Annotated in this window: 14 protein-coding genes; 10 read left to right on the forward strand and 4 right to left on the reverse strand. The window is 71.4% G+C overall.

The window, feature by feature from the left end; all coding sequences use genetic code 11:
* Nucleotides 1-32 precede the first annotated feature (32 nt).
* Nucleotides 33-959: an EamA family transporter gene (locus tag FHU36_RS18640; RefSeq protein ID WP_185085242.1), complete on the forward strand. Its 927-nt coding sequence runs from the start codon at nt 33-35 to the stop codon at nt 957-959.
* Nucleotides 947-1,927: an aldo/keto reductase gene (locus FHU36_RS18645; RefSeq protein WP_185085243.1), complete on the forward strand. Its 981-nt coding sequence runs from the start codon at nt 947-949 to the stop codon at nt 1,925-1,927. Before FHU36_RS18640 ends, FHU36_RS18645 begins: the two co-directional genes overlap by 13 nt.
* 84 nt (nt 1,928-2,011) lie before the next feature.
* Here the strand turns inward: FHU36_RS18645 and FHU36_RS18650 are convergent, their stop codons facing one another.
* The gene (locus FHU36_RS18650; RefSeq protein WP_185085244.1) at nt 2,012-2,854 is read right to left on the reverse strand and encodes a LysR family transcriptional regulator; all 843 of its coding nucleotides are present in this window, start codon (nt 2,852-2,854) and stop codon (nt 2,012-2,014) included.
* Between the two features lie 72 nt (nt 2,855-2,926).
* Between FHU36_RS18650 and FHU36_RS18655 the strand changes: the two genes are divergently transcribed.
* From FHU36_RS18655 to FHU36_RS18665, 3 genes are all read left to right on the forward strand, one after another.
* The gene (locus tag FHU36_RS18655) at nt 2,927-4,153 is read left to right on the forward strand and encodes an MFS transporter (RefSeq protein ID WP_185085245.1); all 1,227 of its coding nucleotides are present in this window, start codon (nt 2,927-2,929) and stop codon (nt 4,151-4,153) included.
* A gap of 246 nt (nt 4,154-4,399) precedes the next feature.
* Nucleotides 4,400-5,323 (forward strand): endonuclease/exonuclease/phosphatase family protein, encoded by a 924-nt coding sequence (locus FHU36_RS18660; protein ID WP_185085246.1) that lies wholly within the window; start codon nt 4,400-4,402, stop codon nt 5,321-5,323.
* A gap of 33 nt (nt 5,324-5,356) precedes the next feature.
* Nucleotides 5,357-5,515, forward strand: a complete 159-nt coding sequence (locus FHU36_RS18665; RefSeq protein ID WP_185085247.1) for a hypothetical protein — start codon at nt 5,357-5,359, stop codon at nt 5,513-5,515.
* A gap of 202 nt (nt 5,516-5,717) precedes the next feature.
* On the opposite strand, the gene FHU36_RS18670 is transcribed toward FHU36_RS18665, so the two are convergent.
* Entirely contained in the window at nt 5,718-6,398 is a 681-nt protein-coding gene (locus FHU36_RS18670; RefSeq protein ID WP_185085248.1) for a TetR/AcrR family transcriptional regulator, read from the reverse strand.
* A gap of 195 nt (nt 6,399-6,593) precedes the next feature.
* Between FHU36_RS18670 and FHU36_RS18675 the strand changes: the two genes are divergently transcribed.
* The 3 genes from FHU36_RS18675 to FHU36_RS18685 are packed head-to-tail and all read left to right on the forward strand — an operon-like array spanning nt 6,594 to nt 11,445.
* A complete protein-coding gene (locus tag FHU36_RS18675; protein WP_312891680.1) occupies nt 6,594-7,937 on the forward strand; it encodes an MFS transporter in 1,344 nt (447 codons plus the stop codon).
* Nucleotides 7,938-7,963: 26 nt separating this feature from the next.
* Entirely contained in the window at nt 7,964-9,733 is a 1,770-nt protein-coding gene (locus FHU36_RS18680) for an ABC transporter ATP-binding protein (protein ID WP_185085249.1), read from the forward strand.
* The gene (locus FHU36_RS18685; RefSeq protein WP_185085250.1) at nt 9,730-11,445 is read left to right on the forward strand and encodes an ABC transporter ATP-binding protein; all 1,716 of its coding nucleotides are present in this window, start codon (nt 9,730-9,732) and stop codon (nt 11,443-11,445) included. Before FHU36_RS18680 ends, FHU36_RS18685 begins: the two co-directional genes overlap by 4 nt.
* A gap of 101 nt (nt 11,446-11,546) precedes the next feature.
* On the opposite strand, the gene FHU36_RS18690 is transcribed toward FHU36_RS18685, so the two are convergent.
* A complete protein-coding gene (locus tag FHU36_RS18690; RefSeq protein WP_185085251.1) occupies nt 11,547-12,434 on the reverse strand; it encodes an MBL fold metallo-hydrolase in 888 nt (295 codons plus the stop codon).
* 417 nt (nt 12,435-12,851) lie between these two features.
* On the opposite strand from FHU36_RS18690, the gene cysK reads away from it, so the two are divergent.
* Together cysK and FHU36_RS18700 are read left to right on the forward strand one after the other, a co-directional pair.
* Nucleotides 12,852-14,297 carry a cysteine synthase A gene (cysK, locus tag FHU36_RS45690; protein ID WP_185085252.1) on the forward strand — a complete coding sequence of 482 codons (1,446 nt, stop codon included), beginning with the start codon at nt 12,852-12,854 and terminating at the stop codon, nt 14,295-14,297.
* A gap of 25 nt (nt 14,298-14,322) precedes the next feature.
* Nucleotides 14,323-15,072, forward strand: a complete 750-nt coding sequence (locus FHU36_RS18700) for a DUF2249 domain-containing protein (protein ID WP_185085253.1) — start codon at nt 14,323-14,325, stop codon at nt 15,070-15,072.
* Between the two features lie 89 nt (nt 15,073-15,161).
* On the opposite strand, the gene FHU36_RS18705 is transcribed toward FHU36_RS18700, so the two are convergent.
* The gene (locus tag FHU36_RS18705) at nt 15,162-18,998 is read right to left on the reverse strand and encodes a DUF8744 domain-containing protein (RefSeq protein WP_246502491.1); all 3,837 of its coding nucleotides are present in this window, start codon (nt 18,996-18,998) and stop codon (nt 15,162-15,164) included.
* Nucleotides 18,999-19,165 lie beyond the last annotated feature (167 nt).

The following is a 19,165-nucleotide window of genomic DNA, read 5'->3' on the forward strand; positions in this document are numbered from 1 at the left end:
TCCTAAATTACGGGTTGGCCAACGATGGGGACATGCCGCCCACCGGCCCTCGCGCCGTCCTCTCCACGGCGCCTCCATGGACCTACTTCATCGGAAGCGCCGTCTTCCACTACCTCGGCCCGGCTTTCGCCGTGCTCCTGTTCGCCAGGCTCGCCCCGCTCGGGGTCGCGGCGCTGAGGATCTGGAGCGCCGCACTCGTCTTCGCGCTCTGGCGCCGCCCCTGGTGCACTCTCGCCCGGCTCGACGCCGAGGGGCGTCGTACGGTCATCGCCTCGGGCGCGGTGCTCGCGGCCATGAACGCCTGTTTCTATCTGGCGATCGCCCGCGTGCCCCTGGGCACCGTCGCAGCGATCGAGTTTCTGCCGGTCATCGTGCTGGCCGCGCTCGGTGCCCGTACGGCACGTAACCTCGCGGCACTCGTGGCAGCCGTCGGCGGTGTCTACGTGCTGACCGACATCCGGCTGGCCGGGGAACCACTGGGGTTGGCCTTCGCCTTCGCCAACGCGATGCTGTTCGCCGCCTACATCGTGCTGGCCCACCGTACGGCTCGGCGTCTGCGCGGCGTCAGCGGCATCGACGGGCTGGCTGCCGCCATGCTCATCGCCTGTGTGTTCGTCACACCGATGGGCGTTGGGCAGGCCGCTCCCGCCGTGCTCGACCCGGTCACGCTCGCCGCCGGGATCGGGGTGGGGATCTGTTCGTCGGTGATCCCGTACGTGTGCGATCAACTCGCGATGGCCCGCATGGCCCGCTCCACGTACGCGTTGCTGGTGGCGCTGCTTCCGGCCGTGGCCACGGTGATCGGCATCCTGGCGCTCCGGCAACTCCCCTCACCCGCCGAGCTCGCCGGAGTCGGGCTCGTGGTGCTCTCAGTCGCGCTCCATCGAGAACTTCGGCCTTCTCCCGCCGCGGTGGAGATCACGCTCTCGCAGGAAGGTAAGACGAAATGCGATACATGAAGCTGGGCTCGTCGGGACTGCAGGTCTCCCGGATCTGCCTGGGCATGATGACGTACGGCGATCCAGGTTCCTGGGAGTGGCTGCTGCGAGAGGACGCGGCCGAGCCGATCGTACGGCGCGCGGTCGAGGCCGGTGTGACGTTCTTCGACACCGCCGACATGTACTCCGACGGCGTGAGCGAGGAGATCACCGGGCGGCTGCTCAGCAAGCTCTTCGCGCGCCGCGACGACTACGTTCTCGCCACGAAGGTCTACTTCCCGATGGGGCCGGGCCCGAACGACCGAGGGCTGTCACGCAAACACGTGCTGGCCGCCATCGACGCCTCGCTGACCAGGCTGGGAACCGACTACGTCGATCTGTACCAGATCCACCGCTGGGACGACGAGACGCCGATCGAGGAGACCATGGAGGCTCTGCACGACGTGGTGCGGGCCGGCAAGGCACGCTACATCGGGGCCTCCAGCATGTACGCCTGGCAGTTCGCCAAAGCGCAGCACACCGCTCAGACAGCCGGCTGGACCAGGTTCGTCTCGATGCAGAACCACTACAACCTGGTCTACCGAGAGGAGGAGCGAGAGATGATCCCGCTCTGCCTGGACCAGGGGGTGGGCGTCATCCCGTGGAGCCCGCTGGCGCGCGGACTGCTCACCGGGAGCCGCCACCGCGACAGCCGGCCGCGCACGGTCCGATCCGGCAGCGACCGGCTGGCCGACAGCATGTACGAGGACGCGGATTTCGACGTCGTCGACGTGGTGCGTGCGGTCGCCGGCGAACGAGGCCTGCCACCGGCGCAGCTCGCGCTCGCGTGGCTACTCGGACGGCCTGGGGTGAACGCGCCGATCGTCGGGGCGAGCAAGGTGGGTCATCTGAACGACGCGATCGCGGCGGTGGATGTGTCCCTGAGCGAAGAGGAGACGGCCCGGCTGGAGGCCCCCTACCGGCCACACCGGATCATCGGGCACTCCTGAACGGGGCGATGGTGTGGCTCAGTCTCCGGCGGCGAGTTCGGCGCGTGCCGCGGGGTCGCGAAACCGGGGGTCGCCGCGTGCGGCTCAGATCATCCGCCGCAGGGCGGTCTCCACGGCGTCGATGAGCGCATCACCTTCGGTGCCGGGGTGGCGGGCAAGGCCGAGTTCGACGTCCGGCAGAGCAGGCAACGCGGCCGCGTCGTGGCAGGCCATGGCCGGCTCGAGGTTGGCGGGCAGGAGCGCCGCGACCCCGAGCCCGGCCCGGAGCGCGGCGAGCACTCCGGCGAGACTGTTGCTCTCGAACGCCACCCGCCAGCGGCGCCCGGCGCCTTCCAGCGTTTCCAGCACCGACGTTCGCCAGGCGCACGTGTTCGAGAACAGCACCACCGGCAGCGGATCGGCGTCGGCGGCGACACCCTGCCCGACCGCCCAGACCAGCGGCAGACGCACCGTCCAGCGCGGCGGCCAGGGAAGATCTGGGACCTCGTCGAGCACGAGCTGGACACGGCCCGTGTCGTAGGCCTCCCGCATCGCCGCGTTGGAAAGACTGAGCACCTCCAGCGTGGCGTCGGGGTGCAGCCGCGCGAGGTCGGCGAGTGCCTGAGGAAGGCGGGAGACGGCGAGATCTTCGAGGAGCCCCACGCCGCAATGCCCGGTGAGCGCGCGTCCCGTTTCGGTGAGTGCCTGTGCCGACAGCGCGAGAATGCGCTCGGCGTAGGGCAGCAGCTCCTCGCCCGCCCGGGTCGGCGTGACGCCGGACGGCGCCCGGTGCAGCAGCGGCCTGCCGACGGCCCTTTCGAGCTTGCGCAACTGCTGGCTGAGCGCGGGCTGGGTGTGGCCGAGCGCCGCCGCCGCACGGCTGATGCTGCCCGCTCGCACGGCGGTGACGAACGACCGCAGCAGTGCGGTCTCGAGATCACGTGCCATAAGCGTTCATTATGCCTGGTCCAACGAATTGGCGACTTCCTATGGCATTACTGACGATCTAGCGTCAAAGCGGTGACCAGATTTCGACAGGTGCTCGCGGTGCCGGGGATGACGCCACTGCTGGGCACTTCGCTGCTCGCTCGTGCCGCGATCACGGCCGACGTGATGGCGCTGACGATGTACGTCGTGCTTGCCCTCGACATGAGCTACGCAGCCGCGGGAGCCGTGGCGGCGGCGCTCACCGCCGGTGTGGCGCTGGGCGGGCCGCTGCTGGGCCGGATGATCGATCGGCGGGGCCTGCGCACCGTGCTGCTGGCCACGGTTGTGCCGCAGATCGTGTTCTGGCTGACCGTGCCTGTGCTGCCGTACGTGATCTTGCTGGGCGCCTCCTTCGCCGCCGGTCTGCTGATGGTGCCGGTCCAATCCGTTACCAGGCAGGCGATAGCCGCGATGACGACGGCAGGGCAGCGGCGGGCGGCGTTCGCGCTGGAGTCGGTGGCGGGCGAGCTGTCGTACATGGTGGGCCCGGCGGTGGTGATCCTGTGCGCGGCGAAGGTGTCCCCCGACGTGGTGGCATGGGGCGTGGGCGCCGCGATCGTCGCCGGCGGGGCAGGGATCGCCCTGCTCAACCCGCCGCTGCGGGCCGAGGACGAGGCGGCCGGCGACGCAGCGGGCCGGCCCCGGCGCCGGGAGTGGCTGGGAGCGCGCATGGTCGCTGTTCTGACGATGGGGTTCGGCGCCACGATGCTGCTCGCCGGCGTCGACCTGGCCATCGTCGCCACTCTCGAAGAAGCCGGTCAGATCTCGTGGGGGGCCTTGGTCGTCGCCGTGTTCGGGGTGACGTCCGTCGCGGGCGGTCTGGTGTACGGAACGCTGCCCCGGCCGATGCCCACCTGGCTGCTGCTCGGTCTGCTCGGGCTGGTGACGATTCCGGCCGGACTTGCCCATGACTGGCCTTGGCTGTGTGTGGCCGTCATCGGTGCCGGTCTGCTCACCGCACCGACCCTCTCCACAGTCTCCGACGCGGTGAGCCGCCTGACGCCGGCCAGTGTGCGAGGCGAGGCGACCGGCCTGCAGTCCTCGGCGCTGAGCGCGGGGTTCGCGCTCGGCTCCCCGCTCGTGGGAGTGGCGATCGACGCCTCCGTGCCGGCGGGCGGCTTCGCGGCGGCCGGCCTGGCCGGCATTCTCGCCGCACTGACGGGATACCTGCTCTCGCGCCGGTCACCCGCCGTCGCACCGTCTCCGTCGTCCTCATCGCAGGCACTCGAGCCCTGCGACGCCGTCGCGCCGGCCCCCTGACGTCAGCCCGGTACGGCTATGGGCGAACGGCGCCGGTGACGAGCCAGGGCCGTTCGTCGAACGTCTTCGGCCGTCGACCATGCCGGCCCCGCTCCGGGAGCCGTGCCGGCGGCCACCGGCAGGGGCCGCTGGGTCCCGGTGGCTGTGTGGTGATCACCGCCTGTCATTTCGGCGTCCTACGAGCGCTGCGCATCGGTCGTGAACGCCTATCGGGCTTCGTGGCGATACAGAGGCATGCGTACATGGATGAGCTGGATCGCCGTTGTCCCGTTCGCCGGGTGGGCGCTGGTGCGGCTGAGCGGGTTCGAGCCGGACTGGCCGTGGGTGCCGGTGGTGGCGTACACGCCGTACGCGGCGGCCGGGGCGGTGGTCGGCGTGGCGCTGGCGTGGGTGCTGAGACGGCGGGCGGCGGGGGTGGTGGGGATCGCGACCGTGATGGCATTGGGGAGCGCCGTCGTTCCCCGGGCCTTCGCCGACGGCAATCCGGCCGTGAACGGGCCGGTGTTGCGGGTGCTGGCGGCCAACCTGATGGTGGGCCAGGCGGACACGGACCAGCTGATGGCCCTGGTCGGCCAGATACGGCCGGACGTGCTGACGCTGCAGGAACTCACCCCGGAGGCCATGCGGCGGCTGGAGGAGGCGGGTGTGCGTGAGAGGTTGCCGCACGCCGTCACGCGGCCGTTGCCGGGGGTCGGCGGGTCCGCCGTGTACGCGAGGTATCCGCTGACGGCCGGGGAGATGATCAAGGTGGGTGCGTTCGGGCAGGCCAGGGCGTGGCTGGCGCATCCCGGCGGGGACCGTGTGGAGATCGTCTCCGTGCACCCGTGCGCGCCCAAACGCGTCGGCCGGCAACCGTGCTGGCTGGGCGGCCTCCACGCGTTGCCGCGAGGCGGGGGGCAGCTGCGGCTGCTGGCGGGGGACTTCAACGCCACACTCGACCACCTGCCGATGCGTGAGCTGCTGGCATCGGGGTATCGGGACGCGGCCGACGTCATGGGACGCGGATTCACGGCGACCTGGCCGCAGGCGCTGGGCCGAACGTGGCGACTGCCCGGGGTGACGATCGACCACGTGCTCGCGGACTCGCGGATGGCGGTGCGGGACTTCCGCGTGCTGGAGTTGCGGCACACCGATCACCGGCCGATCTTCGCCGAGGTCAGGCTCCCGTGACGGCCGCCATCAGAGGATGTTCCGCTGGAATGCGTGGTCTTCTCGTCGAAGCCCCGTGACAACTTCCCCGCCTTCGTCGCCTGGGCGCTCGCCAACGGCTACGAGTCCAGCCTGACCATCGACCGGGCGGATTCCGACCGAGACTGCGAACCCGCGAACTGCCGCTGGCTCACCCGCCGCGCCAACGGCTGACGGCCTACGTGCAGGACACCGGGAAGACCGCCTCCGAGGCTACTGAGGATGCGCTGCTCGCCTACATCAAGGGTTGGTGGTCGCGGAGTACGACCGTCCGCTTGCGCGCGAAGTCCGAAGGTGAGGAAACCGGCGGACAGCCGTTGGCGTTGAGAAGGATCTTGGTTGCCTGCGACTCCCATCGAAGGCACGCGGGCGGGGATCAGGGAGTTGCGGACGTCGCTTGCGCGAGCAGCCCGTCGACGAAGGCCTCGATCGCCTGGGGGTAGGTGTCTCGCGCGGCCAGCTCCGGCCATTGGTCACCGAGGGCGGCCAAACGTGGGAGCTGGGAGGTGTCGAGGCTGCTGCTGAAAAAGGGATCGCGCTCGTCGGCAGGCCGCCGGCGGGCGGAGTGGATGCGTACGAGGATCTCGCCGACGGTGTAGTACCAGATGCTGCGGAAGACGTCGACGGCTTGTGCGGGCGTGCATCCGTGGGCGATGGCTCCGGCCACGATGGCTTCGACCATCCGCAGGGCCGGTTGGCCGAGGCGGCCGAGAAAACCGTCTGTGGTGAGGATCTCTGCGGCCCATGGTACGCCGGCGAGGGAATCGTGTATCGCGGTGGCCGCCGCGATGATGCGGTCGCGTGGCTCGCTGGGTAGTTCGAGGTGCAAGGTCCGTTCGGCGAGTTCGTTGATCAGTTGGACTAGCAGGTCCTCCCTGTCGCGTATGTGGTGATACAGGGTTGTTGTCCCGATGCCGAGCTCTGTCGCCAGCCGGCGAACGGTCAGCTTCTCCCAGCCGTCTCGCTCGATGATCTGGCGGGCCGCCGCCAGGATCTGCGCGCGGGAGGTGACCGGGGGGCGACCGGTACGGCCGCTGGGTGCATCTGGTCGAGACATCGGTCTCATCATGCCGTCCCATCACCCCGCTGCGCGACGTGTTGACCAGGGACCAGCTTGGCGATGTACTTTAGGAACATGTTCCGAAACTCTACTGGCAACACAGAGGAGTGAGCTGGGTTGACCGTCAAGGAATGGACAGGTGGAAGGCCGGCCACCGGTTCGGGTGTTCGGCCCGGGCTGACTCTGGCGGCGGTGGCCGTGGTGCAGTTCATGGTGTCGCTGGACCTGTCGGTGGTGAACGTCGGGCTCCCACAGATCGCGGCGGGTCTCGGTTTCAGCGAGGTGGGCCTGACCTGGGTGATCCACGCCTACGCGCTCACCTTCGGCGGGCTGCTCCTGCTGGGTGGCAAGGCGGCCGACCGGTATGGCCGCAAGCGGGTCCTGCTGCTCGGGCTCGGCCTGTTCGGCCTCGCCTCGCTGCTTGGCGGCTTCGCGCAGGACCCTGGCCAGCTTGTCGCCGCCCGTGCCGGGCAGGGCATCGGGGCCGCCGCGCTGGCTCCGGCCGCGCTGGCACTGCTGGTCGCGACGTTCCCCGAGGGCAAGGCTCGGGTGAAGGCCTTCGGTGTGTGGAGCGCGATGAACGCCGCCGGGGGTGCGCTCGGCGTGCTTGTCGGCGGAGTGCTCACCGAGTACGCCAGTTGGCGCTGGGTGATGTTCGTGAACGTGCCGATGGCCGCTATCGCGCTGGCCATCGCCTGGCGGGGTGTCGCCGCCGGTCCGCCGACCGCTCGTGGCGGCCGTCCTGACCTGCTCGGCGCCGTGCTGGCCACGGCGGGCATGACCCTGCTGGTGTTCGGCGTCGTCCGCACCGATCAGTATGCGTGGACCTCACCGGTCACCCTGACGACCCTGGCGATCGCTGTCGCGCTGCTGGCCGCGTTCATCCACGTGGAGCGAACCACCTCTCGTGAACCGCTGCTCCGGCTCGGCCTGTTCGCCAACCGCTCGGTCGCCGGCGCGAACGCCTACAGCCTCCTGATCGGTGCGGCCATGGCGTCGGCCTTCTACTTCATCTCCCTCTATCTGCAGCAGGTCCTCGGGACCGGGCCGGCGCTGACCGGGATCATGTTCCTGCCGCTGGCCCTCGGCGTCGTCGTCGGCTCCGTGCTCGCCATCAAGTTCGGCTACCGCGTGGCTCCCCGCACCCTCCTGATCATCGGCGGTCTGCTGACCGCGGCCGGGTTCGCGTGGTTCGGCATGATCAGCGCGGATGGTGCTTTCGTCACCGACGTCCTGGGACCCTCCCTTGTCGCCAGCATCGGCTTCGGGCTCTGCCTCGGACCGGTCGTCTCCACCGCCACCGCCGGCGTCGCCCCCCACGAAACCGGCACCGCATCCGGCCTGCTCAACAGCTCCCGCCAGATCGGCGCCTCGCTCGGGCTGGCCGTTCTCGGCACCGCTGCGCAGAACCGCACCGGCCAGGCTGTCACCCCCCAGGCGCTCAACGACGGGTACGCCCTCGGCCTGACGCTCGGCGCCGCCCTCCTGGCGGCCGCCGTCCTCATCGCGCTCACCGTGCTCCGCCGTACCAGATGAAAGATCCACAGGAAGGTGGTTTCGCAATGACTGTCACCGAACTCGCCGAGGCGGGGGAGCAGTCCACACCACCACCGGCGAGCATGGCCGGGCTGTTGCGCCCTCATGTCGGGGCTTTCACGGCCGTGGTGATCCTGCAGGTGATCGGCGCTGTCGCGGGTCTGGCGCCGCTGCTGGCGGTCGTCGAGTTGGGGCGTGCCCTGTTGTCGTCCGGCCCGATCGATCACGGTCATGTCTGGGGCGTCGTGATCGCGGGTTCGGTCGGGCTGTTCGTCCGGTTGGTGTTCACCGCCGCGTCGTCCGGAGTCGGACATCTTCTCGACGGCCGGGTGCAACTGGGGTTTCGCCGGCAGTTGGCCGCGCGGCTGGGGCGGGTGCCGATCGGCTGGTTCTCCCGGCGCCGGACCGGCGAGCTGGCCAAGGTGGTGGGGGAGGACGTCAGCGCCGTGCACCCGTTCATCGCCCACGCCCCCGGCGAGCTCGTCGCGGCGTTCGTGGTGCCGCTGGTGTCGCTGATCTACCTGTTCACCATCGACTGGCGGCTCACGCTGATCACCCTCATCCCGGTGGTGCTGGCCGTGGCGCTGGTTCCCCTGATGATGACCCCGACCCGGCTGCGCGAGCAGGAGGACTTCGACGCGGGAATGGGACGGATCGCGAGTTCCGCCATCGAGTTCGTCCAGGGGATCGCGGTGGTCAAGGCGTACGGCGGAGGCGGGCGCGCCCACCGACGATTCCGTACGGCCACCGACGAATTCGCCGACACCTTTCTGCGCTGGGCGCGCGGGCTGTCCCCGATCGCCGCGGGGATGCAACTGGTCCTGTCGCCGCCGTTCGTGCTGCTGGTCGTGCTGATCGGCGGCACCGCTCTGATCACGACCGGCGGCCTGGCCGCCACCGACCTGCTGCCCTTTGTGCTTCTCGGGCTGGGCCTGACCGCTCCGGTGGCGGCCCTCGGCCACGGCTTCGACGACCTGCAGGCCGCCCGGCGCGCCATCGGCCGAATCCGCGACGTGCTCGACGTGCGGCCGCTACCGGAGCCCGCGCACCCGATCGCACCACAGGGGCACCGGGTCGAACTGCGGGAGGTTCGATTCGGCTACGACACCGATCACGAGGTGCTGCGCGGGATCGACCTGGTGCTCGAACCGGGGACGGTCACCGCAGTCGTCGGGCCGTCGGGAAGCGGAAAGTCCACGCTGGTCCAGCTGCTGCCGCGCTTCTTCGACCCAACCCATGGCTCGGTCCTTCTGGGCGGCGTCGACCTTCGCGATCTCGGCAGCGAAGAGTTGTACCGGACGGTCTCCTTCGTCTTCCAGGACGTTCGCCTGCTCCGGACCACGGTCGCCGACAACATCGCGCTGGCCGTACCGCATGCGGACCTTGACGACGTGATCCGCGCCGCCCGGCTGGCCAACATTCATGATCGAATTCTCGAGCTGCCGCGCGGATACGAGTCGGTGATCGGCGAGGACGCCGCTCTGTCGGGTGGCGAGGCGCAGCGGATCTCGCTCGCCCGCGCGCTGCTCGCCGACGCGCCCGTGCTGGTGCTGGATGAGGCCACCGCCTTCGCCGACCCGCACACCGAACAGGCGATACGTGGCGCCCTGACGACGCTGGCAGGTGATCGGACGATCCTGGTCATCGCCCATCGCCTGGAGACAGTCGCCGACGCCGACACCGTCGTGATGCTGGACAACGGGTCGATCGTCGAGCGCGGCAAGCCCGCCGACCTGCTGGCCCGCAACGGAAAGTTCGCCGCGTTCTGGCAATCCCACCGAATGGAGTCCCGATGATTCGCATGTTGCTGCACGTGCTGGGACAGCAGTACGCCCGGTCGGTGCGCCGCACCGTGACGCTGATGACGGTGACGGCTGTGGCCGAGGGCCTGTCCTATGCCCTGCTGGTCCCTGTGTTGCAGGCCCTGTTCGGAAGCACGCCCGCAGCCGCGTGGCCCTGGCTGATCGCCTTCGGGACCGCGATCGCCGGCTACGCGGTGCTCCGCTACTGCAGCGATCTGTCCGGCTTCCGCGTCGGGACCACGCTCCTGCGCGGCATGTATCACCGGCTCGGCGACCATCTCGCACGGCTGCCCCTCGGTTGGTACGGCGCAGGCCGTACCGGAGAGGTGTCTGTCCTGGCCAGCCGCGGCCTCCTGCAAGCGATGAGCGTGATCGCTCACCTGCTGGCACCGTTCATCTCCGCCAGCGTGACACCCCTGACCATCGTTGTCGTGATGCTCGCCTTCAATGTGCAGATGGGGCTGGCCGCCGTGGTCGCCGTGCCGATCGTGGCGGCGATCCAGGTCTGGACCGGACGCTCGATGGCCGCAGCGGATGCCGAGCGGCACGAACGCGACCACCAGGCCGCCGGACGGGTCATCGAGTATCTCCAGGCCCAGCCGGTGTTGCGCGCCGGCGGCCGGACCGTCGAACGCTTCGGTCTGCTGGATGACGCGCTTTCCGGGCTCCAGCGCGCCGGCCGCCGTACCGTGTTGTCGGCGCTGCCTGGCACGGTGGGCCTGACGCTCACCGTGCAGGCGATGTTCACCGGGGTGCTGGTCCTGGGCGCCTACCTCGCTCTCGGCGGGGCCATCGGGGCGGCAGAGGTCCTGGCGATCCTGGTGCTGGCCGCCCGCTGCGCCGATCCGCTGCTCTCGCTGGCCGAGATCGGCGGAAAGCTCCGCGGTGCACGTTCCGAACTGGCCAGGCTCGACACGCTCCTGCGCACCGAGCCGCTGCCCGAACCCCGTCAACCCCTCCAACCGGCCCACCACGGCCTGGGATTCGAGTCCGTCACCTTCCAGCCGGACGACCGCACCGTGATCGACAACCTGACGCTGTCCGTGCCCGCAGGACGGCGACTCGCCATTGTCGGACCATCGGGTTCCGGCAAGACCACCCTGCTCCAATTGCTCGCCCGCTTCCACGACGTCTCCGCGGGCGCGGTGCGCATAGGCGGCGTGGACGTGCGCGCCATCACCACCGAAGCGCTGATGGCGCAGATCGCCATCGTCTTCCAGGACGTCTACCTCTTCGACGGCACCATCGAGGACAACGTACGGCTCGGCCGGCCGGACGCGGACGTTGCCGAGGTACGGGCCGCGGCGACCGCCGCCCGGTTGGACGAGGTGATCGAGCGACTGCCCGGGGGATGGGCGGCCAATGTCGGCGAGGGCGGCGCACTGCTGTCCGGCGGTGAACGCCAACGCGTCTCGATCGCCCGAGCACTGCTGAAGAACGCACCCATCGTGCTGCTGGACGAGGTGACCTCCGCCCTGGACCCGGTCAACGAGGCCGCCGTCCACGAGGGCATCGAACGCCTGATGGCGGGCCGGACGGTCGTGATGGTCGCCCACCGGCTCCGGACCGTCCAACGCGCCGACCACATCGTCTTCCTCGACGACGGCCGAGTCGTCGAGGCAGGCACCCACGACGAGCTGCTGCACCGTGGAGGCCGCTACGCCGACTTCTGGAACATGTCCCTGACACCGGCCGTCAGTCAATGAGGCGGTGGTGCGCTCGGGTGACGGCAGCGCCGTACGCAGCCCCCGGTCGCCGAGCATCAGCTCGTAGAGGCGGGGGCCAGGGCGCGGCGGAACGAACGCGATCAAGCCGAGATGAACGGCTCCGTCAGATGCGGTGTCGCCAGGTGCAGCGTGGTGGCGGTTTCGCGGCCGAGCATGCGCTTCCTTGAGTGCCTGGCCGCCTCAGGGTCGATCTCGTGCGAGTAGGCGAGCTCGGGGTGGAGCAGCTGGAGGGCGTGCACCAGGAGGTCACCGGTGACGAGCGCCAGCTCGCGCCCGTCGGCGACCAGCACGCTCTGGTGCCCGGGCGTGTGACCGGGCGTGGCGACCGTGCGCCCGGCGCGCAGCGGCGTGTCCCCGTCGAGGAGCCGGAGCCGGCCGGCCGCCTCGAGCGGGTCGGTGAGGGTCTCGCGAAGCTGCGGGTTGAGCGCGTCCAGGGCCTCGAACTCGGCCCGCTGGAGCAGGTATTCGGCGTTCGGGAAGTAGGGGCGGCGGTCGCTGGTCGCAGGGGCGCCGCCCACGGCGCTGCTGGTCGAAGCGTTGCCGTCCACCGCGGCGCCCGCTGAGGGGACGGCCGCCTCGGTCACGACCGCCCATCCGACGTGGTCGGTGTGCAGATGCGTGAGCACCACGGTGTCGACCTCGGCCGGGTCGATGCCCGCGGCGGCGAGCGACTCGGGGAGCACACCGGGCACGGGCGCCCACGAGCCGGCAGGGCTGTCCGCCGGACCGATCCCGGCGTCCACGATGGTGAGGCCCTTGTCGCTGCGGATCGCGTACGCGCGGAACTGGAGCCGCCAGCGGCCCTCGGCGTCGACCGCGCCCGGGTCGTAGCGGTCGGCCTCGGCCCACTGAGCGGCCGTGGCCTCGGGGAAGGCCTCGGCGCGGGGGGAGAAGAACGGGCCCTCGCCATCGGCGAGGGCGATGATCTCGGTCGAGCCGATCCGGAGGCGGGGAATGCTGAGGGACATGGCCGCGATCCTGCCATGCCTTGCCCGCAGGTGGTGACTCTGCCGATCGGCGGCTTAAGGTCCAAAGTCCCACGGTGAGGGTGACCTGTGGCGGTGTCGGCCGATCGGGCCCCGGACCTACCGTTGGCGTCATGCCCGATGAACGCCACCCGATCCGCCGCCTGCCCGGCACGCGGCCCGTGGCGTCCATGACGGGCCTGCACCCTGGCGGGCGGCGAGTCGTTGTGAAAGCCCATCCCCGGACTCACCGCCCGTCCGGCCCTCAGCCGGTCGCCGGCTTCGCGACCCCCATGACCGGCTTCCACATCCGGCGTGTCTTCGACGAGCGCTGTCCGGGGACCTGACCGCGCTCTCACCCCATGGCCCATCTTTTCCGAGGGGCCGATCTCGTTGCGGACCCGGACGGACATCACCCCCATGCTCGAAGAGCTTCGCGCGGCCGTGCGCCGCGACCCCGCCCTCCACGGTCACCGCAAGCCGGAGGCGCTCCTCTACCCCGGCGTATGGGCGGTGTGGATCCACCGCCTGGCCCACCGGCTGCACGAACGCCGCGTGCCCTTCGTTCCCCGCCTGATCTCCCAGCTGGCCCGCACCGTCACCGGGATCGAGATCCACCCGGGCGCCCGCATCGGACGGCGGCTGTTCATCGACCACGGAGCGGGCGTCGTCATCGGTGAGACCGCCGTCATCGGCGACGACGTCACGCTGTACCACCACGTCACGCTGGGCGGCCGCGGCCACCGGTCCGACGCCAAAGGCGCGCCCCGCCACCCCGTCGTCGGCGATCGGGTCACCGTCGGCGTCGGCGCCTCCATCCTCGGTCGCGTCCACGTCGGCGGCGACGCCTCGATCGGCGCCCACGCCCTCGTCCTGGCCGACGTGCACGCGGGCACCCGCGTGCACGCCCCCGTCGCTCCCACCGTCATCAGGAGAGAACCCGTGCCCGGCATCCATCCCAATGTTCTGTCCCTCATCGGCGCGACCCCAGCCGTGAGCCTGTCCCGCTTCGGCGCCGGACTGCCCGCACGGCTGGTCGCCAAGCTGGAGTCCGCCAACCCCGGCGGCAGCGTCAAGGACCGCATCGCCCGCGCCATGATCGAGGCCGCCGAGGATGGCGGCCTGCTGCGCCCTGGCTCCTGCATCGTCGAGCCCACCAGTGGCAACACCGGCATCGGGCTGGCCATGGTGGCGGCCTCGAAGGGGTACCGGCTCACGCTCACCATGCCGGAGAGCATGAGTGCCGAGCGGCGGGCGCTGCTGGCCGCCTACGGCGCCGAGCTGATCCTCACCCCTGCCGCGCTCGGCATGAAGGGCGCGATCGCGGAGGCGGAGCGGCTGGCCGCCGAGCACGGCTGGTTCATGCCCCAGCAGTTCGCCAACCCCGCCAACCCCGACATCCACCTGCGCACCACCGCACAGGAGATCTGGCAGGACACCGGCGGCGAGATCGACCTGCTGGTCTGCGGCGTCGGCACCGGCGGCACGATCACCGGCGTCGGCCGGTTCCTGCGCGAGAGGAAGCCCCAGGTGCGCGTGGTCGCCGTGGAGCCGGCCGAGTCGGCGGTGCTGTCGGGCAGGGCTCCGGGGCCGCACGGGATCCAGGGCATCGGCGCCGGCTTCGTGCCCGAGGTCCTGGACACCGGAATCTACGACGAGGTCGTACGGGTGGACGTGGAGCAGGCGCGGGAGGCGGCGCGGCGGCTGGCCCGCACCGAGGGCATTCTCGCGGGCGTCTCCGCGGGCGCGGCCCTGCACGCCGCCTCCACCCTCGCCGCCCGCCCGGACAACGCGGGCCGGCTCGTCGTGGTCGTCCTCCCCGACACCGGCGAACGCTACCTCAGCACCCCCCTGTTCACCCCGTAGGAACCACAAGAGGAGATTCGCTTCCATGACCACCCAGACGGAGCCCGGCGCCCAGAACGCCGTGCTGGCGAGAATCCGCGCCCATCACGACAAGCTCGGCCGGACGATGTCCGACCACGCCGTGACCATCGCCCGCTCGATCGACCGGCTGATGTCCCCGGCGGCCCGGCAGGCGGTGCTGGCGGGGTTCTGCGCCGACGAGGTGCTGCCGCACGCCGCGGCCGAGGAGGAGACCCTGTACGCCGCCGCGGCCGACCTGCCCGCCACCGAGCTCCTTGTCCGCGCGATGCGGGACGAGCACGCCGCCCTGCGGGCGCTGGCCGCCGACCTGGCCACGGCGACCACCCCCGGCGAGATCGTGAGCACGTCGTCCGCGCTGAACGCCCTGTTCCAATCGCACCTGAAGAAGGAGAACGACGTCCTGCTGCCCGCTCTCGCCGCCCACGGCGTCGACCTGGCGTCCCTGCTGGGCGATGCGCACGAGATCCTCGGCGAGCCGGTCGGCGACGCCTGCTGCGGCGGGTGCGCCTGCACGGGGGACACGGACGGGGACGACGTCGAACTCGACGTCCGCCGCCTGATCCCGGCCCGGCGCCACGAGCAGATCTTCGCCGTGTACGGGGAACTGGCTGCCGGGACGGCGTTCGTACTGGTCAACGACCACGATCCCAAGCCCCTCTACTACCAGTTCGCCGCTGAGCACCCCGGCGAGTTCACCTGGGACTACGTCGAGGCGGGGCCGGCGGTCTGGAAGGTCCGCATCGGCCGTCCCTGATCGTCCGTGACGTCGCGCGCAAGGGACGCGCACATGAGCGTGGCCCGCCCCGTCGGAGAGAACGGGGCGGGCCACTTGCCTGTACGCGGTCAGTCGTCCTGCGAAGGGCTCACCTTGAACAGGCCGTGTGCGCCCGCCTCGGCCTGACGCATGGTGTGGTCCACCACCGGGTAGGTGCCCGGCTCCGGAAAGACGAGTTCGGCGAAGCCGCCCTGCGCGGGGGCCAGGTCGAGCACCTGCGCCCCGCCCGGGTCCTGAGTGCGCAGCCGGTAGGCGCCTTCCTGGTAGACCGTGTCGAACGGCGCGCCCACGACGTGCAGGGCGGTGCCCGAGCTGGGGCCCGCCGCCACGGCCCAGATGCGGACCCGCTCTCCGGCCGTGGCCGCCAGGGGGGCGTGGTCGTAGCCGGCGGCGGTGCCGTTGAACATCCAGCCGTCCGGGTCGCCCTGCAGGATCTTGGCGACCTGCGCCTCGCTGCCGGGCTCGCCCAGGTACAGCTCGCCCTGGATGAGGAGGTATTCGCGGTCGACCTCGGGCAGGTCGGGCGGGTCGATGATGACGGCCCCGTACATGCCGTTGGCGATGTGCTGGGTCATCGGCATGGTCGAGCAGTGATACAGCCACGCCCCGGCGAAGTCCGCGCGGAAGCGGTAGGTCAGCCGTTCGCCCGGCTGGATGGTGCGCATCGGGCCGTCCGGCGCGTTCGCTCCGGCGTGGAAGTCGATGCCGTGTCCCATCGTGCCGCCGTTGACGAACGTCACCGTGAACACGTCGCCGACCTTGCCGCGCAGAACCGGCCCCGGCATGGTCCCGTTGAACGTCCAGACGCGTTGCCGCACTCCGGGCGCGACCTCCTGGACGAGGGTGTCGTCCGCGCGGATCTCGACGTGGTGCTCCGTGCCGCCGGGGGCGGGCTTCAGGGTCGCGTCGTACGGGGTCCAGCCCGGTGACATGGGAGCGGCCAGATCCAGCCGGGTGCCCCCGCCTGCCTGCGCGTCGGCCGGTGTGCCGTGCCCGTTGTGGCCGGTGCTCGACCCGGCTCGGGTCGCCGCGGTCGAGCCGGTCGGGGCGATGCGCATGGTCATGCCCGCTGCGCGGTGTCCGGCCACCGTGCACCACCCGTCCACTGCCTCGCCCAGCGGCTTGAGCTTCAGTGTGGCGCTCTGCCCGGAGGTGAGCATCGGGGTGCGCTCGCCGGTCGCCAGGCGCAGGTCGTGACGTTGGGCGTCGGCGTTGGTGACACGCAACGTCAGTACGGTGCCCACGGGCGCCTCGATCACGGCAGGACGGATGCTCATCCCGGACAGCGTCACATCGACGGTACGGGAACCGGTCGCGGTCACCGCCGGCGGTTCGGAGGCACCGGTCGTGGCGACGGCGACCGCAGCGGCCGTCAGCAGGCAGCCGACGACCACCCCGGCCACGGCGGGCAGTGACTGGCGCCGCCCCGTACCGCCGCCGGCCACCGGACCCCCATCACCCGCCGTCGCGCTCGCCGTGTCCGATGACCGGCCGTGGGCGGGGCGCGACCGGAGCAGGGCAGTGACGGCCAGGGCCACGAAGGCCAGGGCGGAGCCCAGAACCAGCGCCCAGCCCAGCGACGTCACCGGCTGCGGCACCGGCAGGACCAGCAGCGGCACGCCCAGGTTGAGCGCCGCCAGCCGCACCGGCCACCCGCGTTCCAGCAGCGCCGCGTTCTCCTTGAACCGGGCGGGGCCGCCGCCGAGCACCGCGGGCAGCAGGTGCAGCAGCGAGCCCAGCAGCACCTGGGCGACGAACCCGACCAGCACCAGCGGCAGCAGCGCATCCAGCGAGGCGGCGACCTCGGCGGGCGGCCTGGTGGCCAACGCCACCAGGCCGGCAGCCAACGCCACCTCGAACCAGACGATCGCCGCCCCCAGCATCCACGCCGCGCCGGTGTGCGGCCGTTTGCGGCGCAGCGCGTCGGCCAGCGGCGCGAGTGCCGCCAGCCCTCCGGCCGCGTACGCCGCCAGCCCGGCCAGCGCCACCCACTGCCAGCCCGCCAGCAGTCCGGCCACGGCCACCGCCAACCCCGGCGCGGCCAGCCGCAATCCCACACGCGACGCCCGCCGAGTCTCCTCTGACATACGAGTCCGCAGAACCGTCGGCCACAGGGTGAACAGCGTGCCGAGCACGGTCAGGCCGACCCAGCCGAACAGGTTCACCTCGGCGTGCGCGGCATGCAGCCGCTCGTGCGCGGCTCCGTGCCACACGTGCGTGGTCAGCAGCCCACCCAGGACACCGCCGACGGCAAGGGCTCCGGCGGCGGATACGTACCAGCCGATGACATGGCCGAAGCGGCCGGGCAGCGCCTGCCGGACGAGCGTGACCAGGACGAGCGCGTGCCACAGCACCACCCCGACGATCAGCGCCGCGCCGGTGGCGGCCACCTGCCACGGTCCTGCCGAGACTCCGAGCAGCACTGCCAGAGTTCCCGTGTTCAGCAGGGCGAGCCTGGTCAGGCTGCCGGTCTGCGACGGGGTGCGGACGCGCAGCAGCGCCACGGTGAAGTGCTCGCTCCAGATGAGGATCGCGGTACTGACCGCGCCCAGCAGGAACACGTGGACGAGCAGCCAGCGCGGCGCCGGCAGCACCTCGCCCGCCAGCGCTGTCGCGACGGTCAGGGCCAGCCAGCCGACCACGATCGTGTTCGCCCGCAGGTGCCACGACGCGCGTGGACGTTGCGGCGGCTGTGGTACGCCGAGCGGCGCCCTGGGTTCTTCCATGCGAATATCGATCGGACCCACTCTTGGCACCTTTCTGGCACGACCGGAGCGCGTCAACGTGATCGCGCATCCGGCGAACATCAGCAGAGCGACCGCCGCCAGCACGCCACCCAGTGTGCGCACCATCACGGCGGCGGCCAGATCCCCGGCCACGCGCAGCCCCACCGCCGCGTGCAGCGCCGCCAGCGGCGCGTACAGGACGGGCCGGTAGGGCAGCCGGACCCGCAGCACCGCGGGCAGGATCACCGGGGCGTGGCCGAAGACCATGGACATGACGAAGCCGAGGAAGAGCGCGTGCAACGCGGCGTCGTACAGGTAGCGCCCGGACGCCAGCCCGGTGATCGACCACAGCACCCCGGCCACCGCCAGCCAGCCATACCCGGCCAGCAGGCACACCGCCGCGTACCGGGGCAGCCCGGACCCGCGCACGGTCCGCCGTGCCACGTCGTGGAAGGCCAGCCACCCGGCCACCGCCACCATCCCGGCCCCGGCTGCGCGCGCGCCGGCGACCGGGGCGAGGAGCGACACGACGGCTCCGGCGCTGACCACCGCGGCGGCGACCAGCAGGCCTGCCCAGGCGGCAGGCCGCAGGAACACGACGTGGGCCAGTTCGAGCCGCTCAGCGGCGATGGTCAGCAGGAGGAAGGCGGCGAACCACACGATCAGTTCCGGTACCGGCCGGCCGGCCAGCCACAGCAGCCCCGCTATCGGCCACGCCAGCGCCCCGCCCAGCTGCAGAAACGTCTCACGGGAGCGACGGCGGCCGAGCAACGCCAGGTAGATGCCCACCAGCCAGCCGCCGGCGGCGGTCAGCGCCAAACGCCCCGTCTGCTCGGCACCGGCGGCAAGCGCCACGGCACCCGCCGCGGCCAGCACCGGCGCCGCGTATCCCCACGGGCGGCGCAGCGCCACCGCGCGTTCCAGCGCGATCAGAGTGCCGAGGAAGCCGAGCACCATCAGCGGCCCGTGCTGCTCGGTGAACGACGCGGGCGCCGGCATCTCGGCGACCAGCAACGCGAGCCCGCCGATGATCCCGGCGACCAGCGCAACGGCGGCCCCGGCCAGCAGCGGCAGCCGCCGCCAGGCCGCCGGCGGCCCTGGTCGCTGCGGCCGCCGCGGCGACTCCGGCCGTGCCGAGGGATCCGGTCGCGGCGCGCGGGGGATTCGCGGTGTCACCATGGCCTGTCACGCCACCGCTGCGGTGGCGGACGGTGTCGTGCCGTGCACCCCGTTCTCGGGGCTCGCGCCGGTTCTGATCATCGCGACGAGGGGCGTTCCTGGCAGGGCGACAGCGGACATGGATCCACGCTGTCGTGCCCCACCGTCCCCTCGGCAGGGCCCAAAGT

Origin of the sequence: Nonomuraea muscovyensis, from assembly GCF_014207745.1 — a bacterium.
GTDB classification, from domain to species: domain Bacteria; phylum Actinomycetota; class Actinomycetes; order Streptosporangiales; family Streptosporangiaceae; genus Nonomuraea; species Nonomuraea muscovyensis.

Coding starts and splice junctions, on each gene's coding strand:
- FHU36_RS18640 (WP_185085242.1), top strand. CDS start 33: ATGCCGCCCACCGGCCCTCGCGCCGTCCTCTCCACGGCGCCTCCATGG.
- FHU36_RS18645 (WP_185085243.1), top strand. CDS start 947: ATGCGATACATGAAGCTGGGCTCGTCGGGACTGCAGGTCTCCCGGATC.
- FHU36_RS18650 (WP_185085244.1), bottom strand. CDS start 2,854: ATGGCACGTGATCTCGAGACCGCACTGCTGCGGTCGTTCGTCACCGCC.
- FHU36_RS18660 (WP_185085246.1), top strand. CDS start 4,400: ATGAGCTGGATCGCCGTTGTCCCGTTCGCCGGGTGGGCGCTGGTGCGG.
- FHU36_RS18670 (WP_185085248.1), bottom strand. CDS start 6,398: ATGTCTCGACCAGATGCACCCAGCGGCCGTACCGGTCGCCCCCCGGTC.
- FHU36_RS18680 (WP_185085249.1), top strand. CDS start 7,964: ATGACTGTCACCGAACTCGCCGAGGCGGGGGAGCAGTCCACACCACCA.
- FHU36_RS18685 (WP_185085250.1), top strand. CDS start 9,730: ATGATTCGCATGTTGCTGCACGTGCTGGGACAGCAGTACGCCCGGTCG.
- FHU36_RS18690 (WP_185085251.1), bottom strand. CDS start 12,434: ATGTCCCTCAGCATTCCCCGCCTCCGGATCGGCTCGACCGAGATCATC.
- cysK (WP_185085252.1), top strand. CDS start 12,852: ATGCTCGAAGAGCTTCGCGCGGCCGTGCGCCGCGACCCCGCCCTCCAC.
- FHU36_RS18700 (WP_185085253.1), top strand. CDS start 14,323: ATGACCACCCAGACGGAGCCCGGCGCCCAGAACGCCGTGCTGGCGAGA.
- FHU36_RS18705 (WP_246502491.1), bottom strand. CDS start 18,998: ATGGTGACACCGCGAATCCCCCGCGCGCCGCGACCGGATCCCTCGGCA.